Source organism: Pseudomonas sp. Choline-02u-1, assembly GCF_002836515.1.
Lineage (GTDB): Bacteria > Pseudomonadota > Gammaproteobacteria > Pseudomonadales > Pseudomonadaceae > Aquipseudomonas.
The window spans coordinates 368,217-384,659 of the sequence record NZ_PJBC01000003.1 but is presented as its reverse complement, the minus strand read 5'-3'; the positions used below and the strand labels follow the sequence as shown (position 1 = coordinate 384,659).

17 protein-coding genes are annotated in these 16,443 nt (G+C 60.0%); all 17 read right to left on the bottom strand.

All coding sequences use genetic code 11. The features are described 5' to 3' along the window. Window positions 1-161: 161 nt before the first annotated feature. The gene (gene araH, locus CXF97_RS03875; RefSeq protein ID WP_101156425.1) at window positions 162-1,130 is read right to left on the bottom strand and encodes an L-arabinose ABC transporter permease AraH; all 969 of its coding nucleotides are present in this window, start codon (window positions 1,128-1,130) and stop codon (window positions 162-164) included. Between the two features lie 12 nt (window positions 1,131-1,142). Next, window positions 1,143-2,690, bottom strand: coding sequence for an L-arabinose ABC transporter ATP-binding protein AraG (gene araG, locus CXF97_RS03870; RefSeq protein ID WP_101156261.1), 1,548 nt, complete (start codon window positions 2,688-2,690; stop codon window positions 1,143-1,145). Between the two features lie 53 nt (window positions 2,691-2,743). Continuing rightward, window positions 2,744-3,748 carry a substrate-binding domain-containing protein gene (locus CXF97_RS03865; protein ID WP_101156259.1) on the bottom strand — a complete coding sequence of 335 codons (1,005 nt, stop codon included), beginning with the start codon at window positions 3,746-3,748 and terminating at the stop codon, window positions 2,744-2,746. A gap of 137 nt (window positions 3,749-3,885) precedes the next feature. Further along, a complete protein-coding gene (locus CXF97_RS03860) occupies window positions 3,886-4,704 on the bottom strand; it encodes an SDR family oxidoreductase (protein ID WP_101156256.1) in 819 nt (272 codons plus the stop codon). 270 nt (window positions 4,705-4,974) lie between these two features. After that, entirely contained in the window at window positions 4,975-5,850 is an 876-nt protein-coding gene (locus CXF97_RS03855) for an SMP-30/gluconolactonase/LRE family protein (RefSeq protein ID WP_101156253.1), read from the bottom strand. Window positions 5,851-5,988: 138 nt separating this feature from the next. Continuing rightward, window positions 5,989-6,705, bottom strand: coding sequence for a FadR/GntR family transcriptional regulator (locus CXF97_RS03850; protein ID WP_101156423.1), 717 nt, complete (start codon window positions 6,703-6,705; stop codon window positions 5,989-5,991). A gap of 206 nt (window positions 6,706-6,911) precedes the next feature. After that, window positions 6,912-7,472 carry a DUF1285 domain-containing protein gene (locus CXF97_RS03845; RefSeq protein ID WP_101156251.1) on the bottom strand — a complete coding sequence of 187 codons (561 nt, stop codon included), beginning with the start codon at window positions 7,470-7,472 and terminating at the stop codon, window positions 6,912-6,914. A 14-nt stretch (window positions 7,473-7,486) separates the two neighbouring features. Further along, entirely contained in the window at window positions 7,487-8,092 is a 606-nt protein-coding gene (locus CXF97_RS03840) for a DUF4823 domain-containing protein (protein ID WP_101156249.1), read from the bottom strand. A 169-nt stretch (window positions 8,093-8,261) separates the two neighbouring features. Then, a complete protein-coding gene (locus CXF97_RS03835; RefSeq protein WP_101156246.1) occupies window positions 8,262-9,230 on the bottom strand; it encodes a GTP 3',8-cyclase MoaA in 969 nt (322 codons plus the stop codon). 138 nt (window positions 9,231-9,368) lie between these two features. Continuing rightward, window positions 9,369-10,007: a TetR/AcrR family transcriptional regulator gene (locus CXF97_RS03830; protein ID WP_016770981.1), complete on the bottom strand. Its 639-nt coding sequence runs from the start codon at window positions 10,005-10,007 to the stop codon at window positions 9,369-9,371. A 351-nt stretch (window positions 10,008-10,358) separates the two neighbouring features. Continuing rightward, a complete protein-coding gene (locus CXF97_RS03825; protein ID WP_101156243.1) occupies window positions 10,359-11,150 on the bottom strand; it encodes a TatD family hydrolase in 792 nt (263 codons plus the stop codon). Between the two features lie 13 nt (window positions 11,151-11,163). Continuing rightward, window positions 11,164-11,520, bottom strand: a complete 357-nt coding sequence (locus CXF97_RS03820) for a PilZ domain-containing protein (RefSeq protein WP_016770983.1) — start codon at window positions 11,518-11,520, stop codon at window positions 11,164-11,166. Window positions 11,521-11,562: 42 nt separating this feature from the next. Next, the gene (locus tag CXF97_RS03815) at window positions 11,563-12,546 is read right to left on the bottom strand and encodes a DNA polymerase III subunit delta' (protein ID WP_101156241.1); all 984 of its coding nucleotides are present in this window, start codon (window positions 12,544-12,546) and stop codon (window positions 11,563-11,565) included. Then, window positions 12,539-13,171: a dTMP kinase gene (tmk, locus tag CXF97_RS03810; protein WP_101156421.1), complete on the bottom strand. Its 633-nt coding sequence runs from the start codon at window positions 13,169-13,171 to the stop codon at window positions 12,539-12,541. The genes CXF97_RS03815 and tmk overlap by 8 nt, the downstream gene beginning before the upstream one ends. A 19-nt stretch (window positions 13,172-13,190) precedes the next feature. After that, window positions 13,191-14,360 (bottom strand): endolytic transglycosylase MltG, encoded by a 1,170-nt coding sequence (mltG, locus tag CXF97_RS03805; protein WP_101156238.1) that lies wholly within the window; start codon window positions 14,358-14,360, stop codon window positions 13,191-13,193. 3 nt (window positions 14,361-14,363) lie between these two features. After that, window positions 14,364-15,179, bottom strand: coding sequence for an aminodeoxychorismate lyase (pabC, locus tag CXF97_RS03800; RefSeq protein WP_101156235.1), 816 nt, complete (start codon window positions 15,177-15,179; stop codon window positions 14,364-14,366). Continuing rightward, window positions 15,179-16,423: a beta-ketoacyl-ACP synthase II gene (fabF, locus tag CXF97_RS03795; RefSeq protein ID WP_101156232.1), complete on the bottom strand. Its 1,245-nt coding sequence runs from the start codon at window positions 16,421-16,423 to the stop codon at window positions 15,179-15,181. The genes pabC and fabF overlap by 1 nt, the downstream gene beginning before the upstream one ends. Window positions 16,424-16,443: the final 20 nt, after the last annotated feature.

The window sequence follows — 16,443 nt, the reverse complement described above, 5'->3', positions numbered from 1 at the left end:
AGGATGCGATCCCTGTGGGAGCGGGCTTGCTCGCGAAAGCGCTGTCTGGCGCGCCGAACGTGTTGCGCCGGATGACGCTTTCGCGAGCAAGCCTGCTCCCACAGGTTGATGGATGAATTGCAACTCCTGATGCAATCCGAATCTGTGCAGGCGCGAGGGTGTCAGCGCTGTTTCAGGCGGTCGATGACCACGGCCAGCAACAGAATCGAACCACGAATCACATACTGATAAAACGTGTCGATGTTCTTCAGGTTCATTGCGTTCTCGATGATCGCCAGAATCAACACCCCGGCAATCACATGGCGGATCATGCCGATCCCGCCGCTCAGCGAAACCCCGCCCAATACGCAGGCCGAAATCACCGTCAGTTCAAAACCCTGGCCGATCATTGGCTGCCCGGAAGTCATCCGCGATGCCAGAATCACACCCGCCAGCGCACCGATCAAACCGTGCACGGCGAAGATGATGATCTTGGTCCGGTCAACGTTGACGCCCGCCAGCAGCGCCGCTTCCTGGTTGCCCCCGATGGCCATGGTGTTGCGCCCGTAAGTGGTGTAGTTCAGCAGCCAGCCGAAGAACAGGAAGCAGACGATAGTGATCAGGATCGGCACCGGCACGCCAAACAGTTGGCCGTTGCCGAACACGAAGAACGATTCCTGCGAAACACCGACCGCTTTGCCGTTGGCAAAGATATAGGCCAGACCGCGAACGATCTGCATGGTCGCCAGCGTCGTGATCAACGCGTTGACGCGCAATTTGGCGATGACGATGCCGTTAATCAGGCCAACGATCAGGCCCATCGCCAGCGCCGCGCTGACGCCGAGAAACACGCTGTTGGTGTCGCGCATCACCACCGCCGCAACCACACCGGCGCAGGCGATTACCGAGCCGACCGACAGGTCGAAATGCCCCGACGCCAGGCAATACAACATGGTGCACGCGGCGATGCCGGTGGTGGAAATCGCCAGGCCCAGACCGCGCATGTTCAAAGGCGAGAGGAAGTTGTCGATCAGCAGCGTACAGGCGACGAAGATGCCGATCGCCGCCAGCAGCATGACCCAGTCATCGAGGAAGCGCCGCATGTCCAAAGGTTTGCGCTCGGTCGGCAGGGTTTCGTTTTGGGTAGTCATCATAGTCACCTCTCAGTTCGCCACGCCGTCAGCGCGGTGGCGTGGCAAAGCCAGTTGCAGCAGGTTGGATTCATTGGCCTGGTCGCGGCTGACTTCGCCGCGCAGGGCGCCTTCGCACAGCACCAGGATGCGATCGGAAATGCCCATCACTTCCATCAGATCGCTGGACACCACGATCACCGAAATGCCGTCGGCGGCGAGGTTATGGATGATCTGGTAGATCTCGGCCTTGGCGCCGATGTCGATGCCACGGGTCGGTTCGTCGAGCAGCAGGACTTTCATCGGCATCGACAGCCAGCGGCCGAGAATGGCCTTCTGTTGATTGCCGCCGGAGAGAAACTTGATCTGCTGGCCGGCGTGCGGGGTTTTCACTTTCAGGGCCTTGATCTGCTTGTCGGCGTTGCCCTTTTCCCACAAGCCGCGGATCAGGCAGCCAAGCCCGGAATGCGCGCCACGGGCACTGATGTTGATGTTTTCGGCAACGCTGGCCAGCGGGATGATGCCTTCCTTCTTGCGATCTTCCGGGCAGAGCAGAATGCCGGCTGCAATCGCGTCACGCGGCGAGCGCAGCTTCAACTCATGACCGCGCAATTCGAGACGGCCGGCGGTGTTGCGTTCCAAGCCACTGAGCAGGCGAAACAGCTCGGTTCGCCCTGCCCCAACCAGTCCGAACAGGCCAAGGATTTCGCCCTTGTGCGCTTCGAAACTGATCGGCTCGCGCAGACCCGGGCCGAGCAAACCATCGACCTTCAACGCCACGGCGCCACGCGGGCGATGGCGATAATCGTAGATGTCCTGAATGTCGCGACCGACCATGCAGGTCACCAGTTGATCGTGGGTCAGCTGGCTCATGTCATCGAAGGTACGCACGTAGCGGCCGTCCTTGAACACGGTGACGGCGTCGCAGATGCGGAACACTTCTTCCATGCGATGGGACACGTAGAGCACCACTTTGCCTTCGTCGCGCAGACGACCGATGATCGCCATCAAGCGATCGATCTCGCGCGCCGAGAGGCTGCTGGTCGGTTCGTCGAAAGCGATAACGTGGGCGCCGCGCGACAAGGCTTTGGCGATTTCTACCAACTGGCGCTGGCCGAGCGACAGGCGCCCGACCTTGGTTTGCGGATCGATTTCATCGGCCAGGCCGTTCAGGCAATTCAAGGCTTTCTGGCGCAGCTCACTGCGATTGATCAAACCGAAGCTGGCCGGCAAGTGGCCAAGAAACAGGTTCTCGGCCACAGTCATTTCCGGAACCAGATGCAGTTCCTGGTGAATCACTGCGACGCCACTGCCGATGCTGTCGGCAGTAGACTTGAAGGCCATTGCCTGCTCGCCGATCTGCAGCTCGCCGCTGCTCGGAATGTAAGCGCCACCGAGGATTTTCAGCAGAGTCGATTTGCCGGCGCCGTTCTCGCCCATCAAGGCATGAACCTGGCCGGGATGGGCGACGAAGCTAATGCCGTCGAGCGCTTTCACGCCGGGAAAGGTCTTGCCGATCCCGTTAAAGCGCAGGCTGCCGCTGGCGCCGTGTTGTTCTTGTGTCTGTAATTGCGCGTGCATAAAGCCACCTCTTCACACCGAAAAACGGCCCGGATGCCCGGGCCGTCGCTGCGTCAGTTCCACAGGCCGATTTTTTCCAGCTCTTGCTTGAAGTTTTCGCGGGTGATCAGGGTGACGTCATCCATGGCGGTGTACTTCGGCGGTTCTTTGCCGGCGGTGATCCACTCGTACATCATCTCGGCGGTCTTGTAGCCTTCGATGTGCGGACTTGGCAGCATCGAACCGAAGAAGCCGCTGTTAGGCTTCTTCAATTCGCCGATGGCGTCGGTGCCGTTGATGCCGATGCCGATCACGTTGCTCGCGGCGAAACCGGCCGCTTCGGTAGCGCGCACGCCGCCCAGCACGGTGTTGTCGTTCATGCCGCCGATGATCAGGTTTTTCGCCGCGCCTGGCAGCTTGACCAGCGCCGAGTTGGTGGCGTCCATGCTGCCCGGTACGTCGAGGGTTTTCAGGGCGGCGAAGAGGATGTGATCTTCCGGCATGCCGGCCTTTTTCAGGGCATCGACCGAACCGTCGGTGCGCTTCTTGCCGGTGTCGAGTTCGTTGTAGGTGTTCACCACCGCGTAGGTGTCTTTCCAGTCCCAGTTACGCTTCTTCGCTTCGGCAGCCATGGCCGCGCCCTGCTTCTGGCCGACTTCGAACGCGGCCATGCCCAGGTACGGCACGTCTTCCATGAACTTGCCGTTGGCGTCGACGAAACGGTCATCGACGGCAATCACTTTCAGGTCGTTGATCTTGGCTTTGGCCATGATGGCCGGGCCGAGGGACACGTCCGGAGGGCAGATCACGAAGCCCTTCGCGCCGTTGGCGGCCAGGCTGTCGATCGCCGAAAGGGTCTTCTCGCCATCCGGCACGGCGATCTTGATCAGTTCAAAGCCTTTGTCCTTGGCGGCTTTTTCGGCAAAAGCCCATTCGGTCTGGAACCAGGGTTCTTCGGCCTGCTTGACCAGAAAACCGATCTTCACCGCGTCGGCGGCGAGCAGCGCGCTGCTCAGGCTGAACGCAGTAACCGCCAGGGCAGTGCTGCACAGGGTACGAATCCCGAATCGACGTTTCATCAGATGACTCCTTGTTATTTTTTTTGAGCAAGGTTTGAAAAGCGTTGAAGCGTGTTCTCAGTGAAGCTGTTTGAAAATAGTCATATCGTATGATGATTGGATTTGAAGCGTAGTTCAGCGCTGGAAATTCGTGTTATTCAGTCGTGGTACATCACCGAGCGACCACCATCGATGGTGATGCACGAGGCGTTGATAAACGGCGCTTCATCGCTGGCGAGAAATACCGCCGTCATCGCCACTTCCAGCGGCTGGCCGATGCGTTTCGGCGGGTGCAGGTCGAAGGCGCGTTGGCGCTCGGCATGCGGATCGGCGAAGCCATTCCAGTAATCGACATTCAGCTGCGTTTCGATATAGCCCGGCGCGATGGCGTTGACGCGAATGCCCTTGGGCGCGTATTCGATGCCGAGCGCGCGAGTCAGGCCGAGCAAGCCGTGCTTGGCCACCGGGTACGGAAAGCAGCCGGGAATGATGTGGCTGGAATGGGTCGACGCGATATTGATGATGCTGCCTACGCCCTGTTCGAGCATTTGCGGCAACACCGCTTTGCAACCATACCAGGCGCCGTCCAGATCAATGGCGAAGCAGCGCCGCCAGTCCTCTTCGGTCATCTGCAAAGGGTCGCGGAACACATTGACTCCGGCGCAGTTGACCAGCACATCAATGCGGCCATGCAGTTCCACCGCGCGTCGGGCCAGAGCGTGCAGATCCTGCTGACTCGACACATCGACCTTGAGCGCCTGCACGTCATGGCCCTGGTCGCACCAATGAGCGGCGACCTGCTCGACCTTGTCGGCCTGTATGTCGCAGATAAGTAATCTGGCTTGCTGTGAGGCGAAGGCGGCAACAATGGCTTCACCGATACCCTGAGCTGCCCCGGTCAATAGCACGACCTTGTTTTTCAGGCGCTCGCCTTTGGGCGGGGCCGGCACTGCCGGCAATGTCAGCGCTTCAGCCACGGCTCAAGCCTCCTGCACACAGACGCAAAAAAACCGGGCATCGGTCGATGTCCGGTTCTGACGGCAACGGGAAGGAAACAGGCAAGCGTCGCTGACGGCATGGAGCCGTGGCGAAAGGCGGATCCCGCTTGCGCGGGCGACAAGAATTCGCTGCATCACTTCACCTGTTTTGTTCTTTTTAAGTGTGAGTGCGTGTTACTGCTGGAGCCGACTATAAACCCGACCACCAAATAATCTCAATATATAATTTTGCATCCCATATTTTGGGATTTAGCCAGCAAAACGCGTACAGAGTTTTCCTGCAACATCGACGCGCATGCTCAGCACCGCGCCGTCCAGAGGATGATTCAGCGGACTCTTCGCGCTGGTGATGAACAGGGTTTTCAGGTCTTCACCACCAAACACGCAACTGGTCGGACGACTGACCGGCAGATCGATTTTGCGATCCACCTGCCCTTGCGGCGTGAGGCGCAACAAGCAACTGCCGTCCCAGCGCGCGTTCCAGACAAAGCCTTCAGCGTCCATGGCCGAGCCGTCGGGGCCGCCGTGTTGATCGGATGAGTGAAAAGCCTGCGGCGCGTCGAGACTGCCGTCGGTGCGGATGAAATATCGATTGAGCGTGCTGTCGAGACTTTCACCAAACAGCAGCGTGGTGCCATCGTCACTCCACAACAAGGTATTGGGGATGCCCAGACCGAGCAGCAACGGTGTGACGCGCTGATCGGGATCGATGCGAAACAGGCCACCGGAACGGCGCACCAGCGGCAGATCCTCGCCTTGCTCGCCGATGTTGTTTTGCATGGTGCCCAACCACAACCGGCCCAAGGCATCACAACGGGCTTCGTTGGCGCGGTTGCCCGGTTGCGGGTCGGCGACGCAAAACAGCGTCAATCGTGGCTCGAGCCCCGGTGAATCCAGATCCAGTCGGTAGACACCGCTGCTCAACGTCACCAGTGCATCGCCGCTGTTGCAAGGAATGAACGCCGAAACATGTTCGGGCATCTGCCAGATCTGCACATTCTGACCAATCAGACGCAGCGCTTGTTTACCGGCGATATCGACCCAGTACAACGCCTGGGTCGGTGCATCCCAGAACGGGCCTTCGCCGAGTTGCGCGCGGTGTTGGGTCAGGGCGGTGAACGGCATATCAAGTCCTTCTGAGTTGTTGTTTTACTGTGGGAGCGAGGTCGCTCGCGAAGGCGGAGTGTCAGTCAATGACTGATGTATCTGACCTGACGCATTCGCGAACAAGCGCGCTCCCACAGACAGGATGTCTCGACAATTTCAGCTAGCTTTTCTACCGGCCATGACTTTCGGATAGAAACGTTTTATCGCCAGATCGGCATTGTCGATCAAGGTCATGCACGCCCACACGCCACGGGTCGAATCACGCGCCGCGATGGCATCGGCCATGTCTTTATGGATCGGCAAGGTGCGGCGCAGTTCATCGGGGTCGGCGGCGGAGACTTCGAACGACACCGCCAGTAACGCACCGAGGGCCGGGACCATTTGTTCGATGAACTGATTATGGCTGGCGGCGAGAATGCATTCATGGAAAGCCTGGTCGGCGCGGTTGTAATCGATGCCGCTGTCGACAGCACGTTCCAGCGCATTGAAAGCCAGTTGCACTGCTTCGATCTGTTCCGGCGTCGCCCGCTCACAGGCCCAGCGCACCGCCATCGGCTCAATGGTGCGGCGCAAATCGAGCAAGTCATCGACGAAGTTTTCCGGCAAGCCATTGCGCGACAGCCAACCCACCACTTGCGGATCGAACAGATTCCAGCGCCGCACCGGCAACACCCGCGTACCGACTTTCGGCCCGACTTCGAGCATGCCTTTGGCGACGAGGGTTTTGATCGCTTCGCGAATCACCGTACGGCTGACGCCGAGCTGCTCGCCCAGATCCGCCTCGACTTTGATGGTCTGCCCGGGCTTGACCTGGCCGGCAGCAATCCAACTGCCCAGCCAGTCAACGGTTGACGCATGAAAGCTGCTGGACATGAACACCTCAAGGCGAATCGCGTGGGTGCCTACGCTAATCATCATACGAATAACAGTCAATCGGATTTTGCAGGCGATCCATAAGCCAGATGTGTGTGCGGGCTTGCTCGCGAAGGCGTGGTTTCAGTCAGCGAATTATTGACTGAACCAACGCTTTCGCGAGAAAGCCCGCTCCCACATGAGTTTGATGTCAGGGAATGAAACGCTCAGGGTTCCAAGCCAATGCGGAAGAACTCGCCGCCGCTCCACACGCCCAACCAGCGCTGGCCACCGATCTCACGACTTACCGCCAATTCGACCAACTGGTAAAACACATTGCGGTGAATCAACGCTTCGAGGTTGCTGCGCACATGCACATAGGGCGCAGGCTCTTGAGTCTCGGGATCAATCTCGACACGGATCGGATGCTCACCCCCCGCCTCGGTGGTTTCCTCTACGTTGGTGGTGAAGCGCAACACTTGCGTCTCGCCCTCGCCTTCCACTTCCAGAGACACCGCTACGAACGGTGCGTCATCGACCTTGATGCCGACCTTCTCGACCGGGGTGATGAGGAAGTAATCATCGCCGTCGCGGCGGATGATGGTGGAGAACAGTTTGACCATCGGCTTGCGCCCGATCGGCGTACCCAGGTAGTACCAGGTGCCGTCGCGGGCGATGCGCATGTCGATATCGCCGCAGAAATCCGGGTTCCACAAATGCACCGGTGGCAGGCCTTTGGTCTTGGGGATCTGCCCCAGCAGGTCATTGGCTGTTTGCGGGTCACTCATGGCGTACTCCTTGATTACTGGTCGCCGATCCCCAGCAGGCTGCGTGCGTATTGCGCCAGCGGCGGACCGATGAGGTCTTCGGGTTTGGAGTCATGGAACGTCAGTAAACCGCCACGACTCTTGATCCGTGCAGTATCAATCAAATACTGGGTGCTGGTCTCGATCAACATGATCTGAATCACGCCGCCGTCGATACCGAGGCGATCCACGGCTTCCTGGTCCAGCCACTCATCGGAGTTGCCGATACGGTCGTCAGCCTTGGCGAAACGTGTGTAGAGCAGATAATGCGCGCCGGCATCACGGGCTTCGCCCATGGCTTGATCGAGGCCTTCCGGCGCACGGGCGCGGCGGACCATCGGGAAATATTCGACAAAGCCCTTGAAGGCTTCTTCGGCGACCACGTTCGGCCGTGGATAGGAGCCCCCCGGCGGTGCGAACGCGCCTTGGGCGATGAAGATGAACGAGTCCGGCTGAATGCGGATATTGTTCACCCGGCGACTGTCGCTGTGATCCAGAAGCCCCGCATCGCTCATGTGAGAGCGAGTGCCTTCGGCCATGTCGCTGACATTCATGCAGCCGCCAAGCGCCAAAACGGCCAGCAGCAAAACCAGGCTACGCATCCTATTCCTCCAGAAGCCGGTGTCGGAAAACCGGCGAATGGCCGTTGGATGCAGCTTTTGCGCCAGCTCGTGAATTTCGCCCTTGATAGATCGCCTTCGCGAGCAAGCTCGCTCCCACATATGAATGCATTCCAAATGTGGGAGCGAGCTTGCTCGCGAAGGCGGATAATCAGCCGCCGATGATCTTCATGACGGTCGCACCACCGGAAAACGCCACCTCCTGCTTGTCACCCAACGCCTTGACCAGCAACCCCTGCAGCGCCGGCAATGCTTGATGGCGCGGTTTGTCGAGCAGATCGCCGACATAGTGGCGGTTGCTCGACGACAGGCAGCCATGCAGCCAACCGGTCGAGGACAGGCGCAGGCGCGAGCAGGTGCGGCAGAACGGCACGCTTTCGTTGGCGATCACCCCGAAAGTGCCGCGACCGGGAATCGCGTAGCGTACCGCCGTGGCGTCCACCGGAGCGTCAGTCTGGGCGTATTCATAACGTTCGCCGATCAAGCCGAGCAACTGCTCAAGGCTGACGAATTGCTGCAGGAAGGCATTGGAATCCTTGGCCAGGTGGCCCATGCGCATCAACTCGATGAAACGCAGTTCAAAACCTCGTTCCAGGCAGTAATCGAGCAGCGGCATGACCTGATCGAGATTCTGCCCGCGCAACGGCACCATGTTGACCTTGATCTTCATTCCGGCGGCGGCAGCCTGATCCATGCCATCGAGCACGCTGGCCAGATCGCCGCCACGAGCGATGCTGCGGAAAGCAGCGGCATCAAGCGTATCGAGGGAAACGTTGATCCGACGCAGACCGGCATCCACCAGCAACGGGAGTTTTTTCGCGAGGAGTTGACCGTTGGTGGTCAGGCTGATGTCGTCGAGGCCCATCTGGCCGACGGCAGTCATGAACGATTCGAGTTTGGGGCTGACCAGTGGCTCGCCGCCAGTGATGCGCAGGCGCTCGATGCCGGCCGCTTCGATCAGGTATTCGACGCCGCGTGCCATGGCTTCGGCCGACAGTTCATCCTGCGCAGCCACCAACCGCTTGCCGTTGGGCACGCAATAGGTACAGGCGTAATTGCAGGCAGAGGTCAGGCTGATGCGCAAATTGCGAAAACGCCTGCCTTGACGGTCAACGATCATGAAACACTCCGGCGAAAGAAAATCGAGCGAGCAAAACTTGACTGAGAAATCAGGTTTTAGCAAGCCCTAAGCCTGAGTATATTCCTGTGCTATTGCGCCATGTTGCGAAAACACGGCGCAATCAGCCCGCTGAATGACTTATGTGCTCGGCGTTTCCGGGTCGCGCTTGCGCTTGTTGCCCATGCGCACGCCGATGTCCATCAGGAACTGGAAGAAACCTTCCTGATCTTCCAGCACATTGCTCCAGAACGGCGAGTGATACAGCGCCACCGCGCCATGCACCAGCGCCCAGGATGCGCAGTAGTGGAAGTACGGCGGCACGTCTTCGAGCTTGCCTTCGCTGATGCGGCCCTTGATCAGCAGCGTCAGGCGTTCGAAGTTCGAGGCACGGATCTTGTGCAGCTCCTCGACCATCTCCGGCACCTGATTGCCCTTGACTACTTTCTCTTCGAGGCGGTCGAACAGACGATAGCGCTGCGGGTCGCGCATGCGGAATTCGAAGTAGGCGCGCGACAGCGCTTCCTTGTCCTTGTCGACATCCGCCGAATGCAGCAGCTCGTTCAGATCGCGCTCGTAGTCGAGCATCAGGCGCAAGTAGATCTCGGCCTTGGATTTGAAGTGCTTGTAGATCGTGCCTTTGCCGATACCCACGGCATCAGCAATCATCTCGACGGTGACACTGTCTTCACCCTGGTCGAGGAACAGCTTGAGCGCGGTATCGAGAATTTCCTGCTCGCGGCGACGAAATTCACGGACCTTACGAGGTTCTTTATGCATAAGAAAAAGGTCTGAAGGGTCAAAATTCGAAGCCGCGTATTATGCCTAACTTGCACAAAAAAGCACGGTTCATCGACCAAATCTGTGTTTCTTGTTCATTTTGAGAACGATTGGAGTGCAATGAGAACTCAACTGAAGCAAACGTATTCCAAATTTGTTTAAAAACCCCGACCGGCTCACTGGACTGCACGCCAGACTGATCAATACTTGAACTGTCGGGCGACATCTCCCCCAAGTGTCGTGCCGGTAAAGGTACCAACGGACCGCGTGCCTTTGTTTTACTCCTAATGGTCTTAACCCGGATTCACCCCCCAGAACCCGGGTTTTTTTTGCCTGCGATTTGGCCAGCCGTCACAGGGCAGATTTAACACTCGCCAGCGGGAACAAGCGCTTGAAGTTTTCCGTGGTCTGCTCGGCAAAGCGCTCGTAGTTCTCACCACGCAGCATCGCCAGAAACTCCGCCACTTCGCGCACGTACTGCGGCAGGTTCGGCTTGCCGCGATACGGGATCGGCGCCAGGTACGGCGAGTCGGTTTCCACCAGCAGGCGATCGGCCGGCACTTTGCTCGCCACATCACGCAGGGCGTCGGCATTGCGGAACGTGACGATGCCCGACAGGGAAATGTAATACCCCATGTCCAGCGCCGCTTTGGCCATGTCCCAGTCTTCGGTGAAGCAATGCAACACGCCGGCCTGAGGCAGCGCCGCTTCGCGCAGCAGTTCGAGGGTGTCGGCACGGGCGCCGCGAGTGTGGATGATCACCGGCTTGCCGGTCTGCTGTGCCGCTTGCAGATGCAGGCGAAACGACTCCTGCTGCAACTCGGCGGCTTCCGGCTCGTAGTGATAGTCGAGACCGGTTTCACCGATCGCCACCACCTTCGGGTGATTGAGTTCGTGCAGCAGCCAATCCAGCGCCGGCGCCGCGCCCGGCTGTACATCCAGTGGATGCACGCCGACCGAACAGTCAACGTCGTCGTAGCGTTCAGCGAGCGCCTTGACGTCGGCGGCGTTGTCGGCACTGACGCCGATGCACAGAAAGTGTCCGACCCCGCGCTCGCGGGCCGCAGCGAGTGCGGCATCCAGCGAGCCGTCATGGGCGGCGAGGTCGAGACGGTCCAGGTGACAATGGGAATCTACGAGCATAAAAGACTGCAACTTACATCGTATGAGTGGGACGGTCGGATTTCAGCGCTCCGGCCAGATGAGTTTCGATGCGACTGCGCGCCGTGTCGTCGCCGTCGTTGAATTGCACGCCAACGCCGGCGGCGCGGTTGCCTTGTGCGCCTTTGGGGGTGATCCAGGCGACTTTGCCGGCGACCGGAATTTTTTCCGCTTCGTCCATCAAGTGCAAAAGCATGAACACCTCGTCACCCAACCTGTAGCTCTTGTTGGTCGGGATGAACAGGCCACCGTTCTTGATAAACGGCATATAGGCGGCGTAAAGCACCGACTTGTCCTTGATGGTCAGGGACAAGATGCCGTTACGCGGCCCCGGGCTGACAGGTTCAATCATGTTCACCTCCACTGCTGATCTCCAGAGTCTAGGTAAACATTTCTATCTTTGACCAGGCAATCCCGCCCATTGCACCAACAATGCTTCCAGCAACAGGGCCGGATTGAGGTTGGCCTTGCTCAGCACTTTCTGCCGCTGGGCGAGAATCCAGTCCTGTATTTGCAGCACTTTGCCCTGTGCACTTTTCTGCGCCAGGTACTGCACGACCTTGCGCATATCGGCCAGGCCGAGGCCGGCTTCGTCCTGCGTCAACTGGTAGCGCAGGATCAGGCTCGACCAATCGCAGAACCAGTCGAACAGACGCAGCATCGGAATGCTTTTCCACTCTTCGGCCAGTTGCGTCGGCGATTGCTGGCCCTTGAGCAGCTTCTTCACGCCTTCGACCACTTGCGCGCGCTGTTCACGCACGCCCTGCGATTGCAGGCTGACCGCCATCAGCGGCGAACCGGCGGCCAGCGTCAGCAGTTCGAGGCGCTCTTCCTCCGCGCAATCGGGTAGCGCCTGAGCCAGCCACTGCAGGCTCATCGCCTCGCCCGGCAACGGACAGGCCTGCTGCACGCAACGACTCTTGATGGTCGGCAACAACCGGCTCGGCTGGTGGCTGACCAACAGCAGCACAGTGTCGCCGGACGGCTCTTCGAGGCTTTTAAGCAAGGCGTTGGCCGCGTTGATGTTCATCGACTCGACCGGCTCGATCAGCACCACTTTGCGCCCGCCGAGCTGCGCGGTCTGCACGACGAAGCTGACCAGATCACGAACCTGGTCGACCTTGATCGCCTTGTCCGCCTCTTCCGGCTCGAGAATGTAATTATCCGGATGACTGCCGGCCTTGAGCAGCAGGCAGGATTTGCACTCGCCACACGCCTCCGGCGTCGGGCGCTGGCACAGCAGGCTGGCCATCAAGCGCTCGGCGAGCGCACGTTTGCCGATCCCGGCCGGACCGTGCAGCAGATACGCGTGGGCATGCTGATTGCGTCCGGCCAGTTGCTGCCAGAGGCTGGCTTGCCATGGATAGGCCTCAGCCACGGGCCAGCTCCAGCAAATTCGGCAGCAAGGTGTCGAGCGATTGCTGAACCTTGGCCAAGGGCTGACCGGCATCAATCCGCACATAGCGCGACGGGTCGGCTTCCGCGCGTTTCAGGAACGCATTGCGCACGTTTTCGAAAAACGCCCGGCCTTCGAGTTCGAAGCGGTCCAGTCGGCCTCGGGCACTGGCGCGGGCCAGACCGATTTCCACGGGAAGGTCGAAAATCAATGTCAGATCGGGGCGCAGGTCGCCTTGCACGAAGGTTTCCAGGGTCGCGATGCGTTCCAGCGACAAACCACGACCGCCGCCCTGATAGGCGTATGTCGAATCGGTGAAGCGATCACACAGCACCACAGCGCCACGCGCCAGCGCCGGGCGAATCACTTCAGCCAGATGCTGCGCGCGCGCGGCGAACACCAACAACAGCTCGGCGTCCGGGTGCATCACTTCGTCGGCCGGGGTCAGCAACACCTCGCGAATGCGCTCGGCCAGTGGCGTGCCGCCGGGTTCACGGGTCAACAGTACTTCGATACCGGCGGCGCGCAGGCGCTCTGCGAGGTATTCGCGATTGGTGCTCTTGCCCGCGCCTTCCGGGCCTTCCAGAGTAATAAACAAGCCAGTCACAGGAAGTCCTTCATCAAAGTCATTGCGTGCTCTGCGGTGCAGCGGCATCCGGCTCCGGCGCTGGCGCAGGTTCTTGTGTTGGCACCTGCGGCAGCGCGTCGGGCGCAGTGTTGGGCGAGGCTGCCGGAATCGCCTCATCGGCGGCCGGCGCGGGTGCCGGTGCCGGGCTGGAACGGTAATCGGCACGGCGTTTGAGCTGGTATTCGCGCACTGCGTTGTTGTGTGCATCCAGGTCGTCGGAGAACACATGACTGCCATCGCCACGGGCAACGAAATACAGGCTGGAGCCTTCCACCGGGTTGAGCGCAGCATGAATCGCTTCGCGCCCGACCATGGCAATCGGCGTCGGCGGCAAGCCGGGAATCACGTAGGTGTTATAGGGCGTCGGTTCTTTCAAATGCGCGCGGGTCAGTTTGCCGGTGTAGCGATCGCCGAGGCCATAAATCACCGTCGGGTCGGTCTGCAACTGCATGCCCAGTGCCATGCGCCGCACGAACACCCCAGCAATCTGCCCACGCTCCTGCGGTACGCCGGTCTCTTTCTCGACCAGCGAAGCCATGATCAGCGCCTGATACGGCTCTTTGTAAGGCACATCGGCGGAACGCTGCGCCCACTCTTTGGCGAGCACTTCGTCAAGACGGTCAAAAGCCTTCTTCAGCAGCTCGGCATCGGACATGCCGCGCACGAAACGATAGGTGTCCGGGAAAAACCGGCCTTCAGGAAACAGGCCTTTGTGGCCAATCTTCGCCATGACGTCGCTGTCGCTCAGACCGTTGAGGGTCTGCTCGAGTTTTTCGTCCTTAGCCAGCGCGGCGCGCACTTGATGAAAAGTCCAGCCTTCGACCAGCGTCAGGCTGTACTGAACCACGTCACCACGCTTCCACGAATCGATCAAGCCGTTGACGGTCATCCCCGGCTGCATGCGGTACTCGCCGCTGTGAATCGGCGTGCCGGCGAGATTGAAGCGCCAGTATACGCGCAGCCAGAACGCGTCCTTGATGACGCCGTCGGTTTCGAGCTCAAGGAAGGTACGCGTCGGTGTAGAGCCTTTCGGCACATCCAGCAGTTGTTCCTGCGGGATATTGAGGGGCTGCTCCAGTGCCGAATGAATTTTCCAGGCGCTGGCGCCCAACAGCAGCCCTGCCAGAACCAGTCCGGTTTCCAGCAGCAGCAAAAGTTTACGTCTCACGAATCAAGCATCCAGTAGCGCGCGGGCAAGGGTTTGCAGTTTACGGGTGAGCGGGCCAACCGGCCAGCTCAGTGCAGCGCAGGCGCGTACCGGCCAGACGCCATAAACGCTGTTGCAGACAAACACTTCATCAGCCCATTGCAGCTGTTCGAGGGGGATATCGGCGATTTGCGTGGGGATGGCCAGTGAATCGGCCTGAAACAATATTTCAGCGCGCATCACACCAGCGACGCCGCAGCGCTTCAAGTCCGGGGTGATCAGAGCACCGTCGCGCACCAGGAAAATATTGCTGAACACACCTTCGACAACGCGCCCCGCCTGATCGAGCATCAAGCCTTCGGCATGCTGGCCATCCTGCCATTCGGCACGGGCGAGCACCTGTTCCAGCCGATTAAGATGTTTGAGCCCGGCCAGCAACGGCTGCGTGGATAAGCGCGTGTTGCAGGGAAACAGGCGGATGCCGTGCTCGGCGTGGCCAGCGGGATAAACCGCCGGCGGATTGCCTTGCAGAATGCGTCGGCCCTGCGCCGCAGGATCGGACGCATAACCGCGCAAGCCGTCGCCGCGAGTGAGGATGAGCTTGAGCACACCCTCCTCCATCGCTGCCGCATAGCTGAGCAGCTCATGGCGAACAAGCTCGAGATCAGTCGCGATGGCCAGACGCGCGCAGCCATCGGCCAGACGCGTCAGGTGCCGATCCAGCAGGACCGGCCGACCACCGTGCACAGCCATGGTCTCGAACAGACCATCGCCGTAAGCCAGGCCGCGATCTTTCAGCGACAAAGCGTCAGCCGGTTGACCGTCGACCCAGCTGTCCATCAGCCTGCGAACCGGCGGAACGCCAGGGTGCCGTTGGTGCCGCCGAAACCGAACGAGTTGGACAGCACGACATCAATGTCCATGTTGCGCGCCGTGTGTGCGACGAAATCGAGATCGCAGCCTTCGTCCGGCTCATCCAAGTTGATGGTCGGCGGTGCCACCTGGCTGTTGATCGCCAGAACGCTGAAGATCGCCTCGACTGCGCCCGCTGCGCCCAGCAGATGGCCGGTCATCGACTTGGTCGAGCTGACCGCCAGCTTGTAAGCGTGATCGCCGAATACCGTCTTGATCGCATTGGCTTCTGCAAGGTCGCCGGCCGGTGTCGAGGTGCCGTGGGCGTTGATGTACTGCACTTGGTCGACATTGATCTTCGCATCGCGCAGGGCATTGGTGATGCAGCGCGCGGCACCGGCGCCGTCGGCGGGTGGCGAGGTCATGTGGAACGCATCGCCACTGGTACCGAAACCGATCAATTCGGCGTAGATCGTCGCGCCGCGGGCCTTGGCGTGTTCGAGTTCTTCGAGAACCAGCGCGCCGGCACCATCGGACAGGACAAAGCCGTCACGGCCCTTGTCCCAGGGACGGCTGGCGCGGGTCGGCTCGTCGTTGCGGGTCGACAGCGCACGGGAGGCGCCGAAGCCGCCCATGCCCAGACCGCAAGCGGCCATTTCGGCGCCGCCGGCAATCATCACGTCGGCTTCGTCGTACATGATGTTGCGCGCTGCCATGCCGATGCAGTGCGTACCGGTGGTGCACGCGGTGGCAATGGCGTAGTTGGGTCCCTGTGCCCCCAGATGGATCGACAGGAAGCCGGAAATCATATTGATGATCGAGCCAGGCACAAAGAACGGAGAGATCCGTCGCGGACCTGTCTCGTGCAGGGTGCGGCTGGTTTCCTCGATGTTGGTCAGACCGCCAATGCCCGAACCCATGGCCACGCCAATGCGTTCACGGTTGGCATCGGTGACTTCCAGACCGGCGTTGCGCACGGCTTGAAAGCCTGCGGCCAGACCGTACTGAATGAACAGGTCGAGCTTGCGCGCTTCCTTGACCGACAGGTATTCCTCGACATTGAAACCTTTGACCGAACCGCCAAAGCGGGTCGAATAGGCAGAAAGGTCGGTGTGTTCGATCAGACCAATGCCACTGCGGCCAGCCAGAATGCCCTGCCAACTGCTCGGCACATCCGTGCCCAGTGGCGACAACATACCCATACCGGTGACTACGACGCGTCTACGCGACACAGCACTCTCCTTTTCAAATG

Bases quoted from the DNA above. Each gene is read 5' to 3' on its own strand.
- pabC (WP_101156235.1), bottom strand. From the start codon at position 15,179: ATGGACAGCTGGGTCGACGGTCAACCGGCTGACGCTTTGTCGCTGAAA.
- CXF97_RS03825 (WP_101156243.1), bottom strand. From the start codon at position 11,150: ATGCTCGTAGATTCCCATTGTCACCTGGACCGTCTCGACCTCGCCGCC.
- CXF97_RS03845 (WP_101156251.1), bottom strand. From the start codon at position 7,472: ATGAGTGACCCGCAAACAGCCAATGACCTGCTGGGGCAGATCCCCAAG.
- CXF97_RS03840 (WP_101156249.1), bottom strand. From the start codon at position 8,092: ATGCGTAGCCTGGTTTTGCTGCTGGCCGTTTTGGCGCTTGGCGGCTGC.
- araG (WP_101156261.1), bottom strand. From the start codon at position 2,690: ATGCACGCGCAATTACAGACACAAGAACAACACGGCGCCAGCGGCAGC.
- CXF97_RS03850 (WP_101156423.1), bottom strand. From the start codon at position 6,705: ATGTCCAGCAGCTTTCATGCGTCAACCGTTGACTGGCTGGGCAGTTGG.
- araH (WP_101156425.1), bottom strand. From the start codon at position 1,130: ATGACTACCCAAAACGAAACCCTGCCGACCGAGCGCAAACCTTTGGAC.
- CXF97_RS03835 (WP_101156246.1), bottom strand. From the start codon at position 9,230: ATGATCGTTGACCGTCAAGGCAGGCGTTTTCGCAATTTGCGCATCAGC.
- CXF97_RS03830 (WP_016770981.1), bottom strand. From the start codon at position 10,007: ATGCATAAAGAACCTCGTAAGGTCCGTGAATTTCGTCGCCGCGAGCAG.
- CXF97_RS03820 (WP_016770983.1), bottom strand. From the start codon at position 11,520: ATGATTGAACCTGTCAGCCCGGGGCCGCGTAACGGCATCTTGTCCCTG.
- CXF97_RS03855 (WP_101156253.1), bottom strand. From the start codon at position 5,850: ATGCCGTTCACCGCCCTGACCCAACACCGCGCGCAACTCGGCGAAGGC.
- CXF97_RS03865 (WP_101156259.1), bottom strand. From the start codon at position 3,748: ATGAAACGTCGATTCGGGATTCGTACCCTGTGCAGCACTGCCCTGGCG.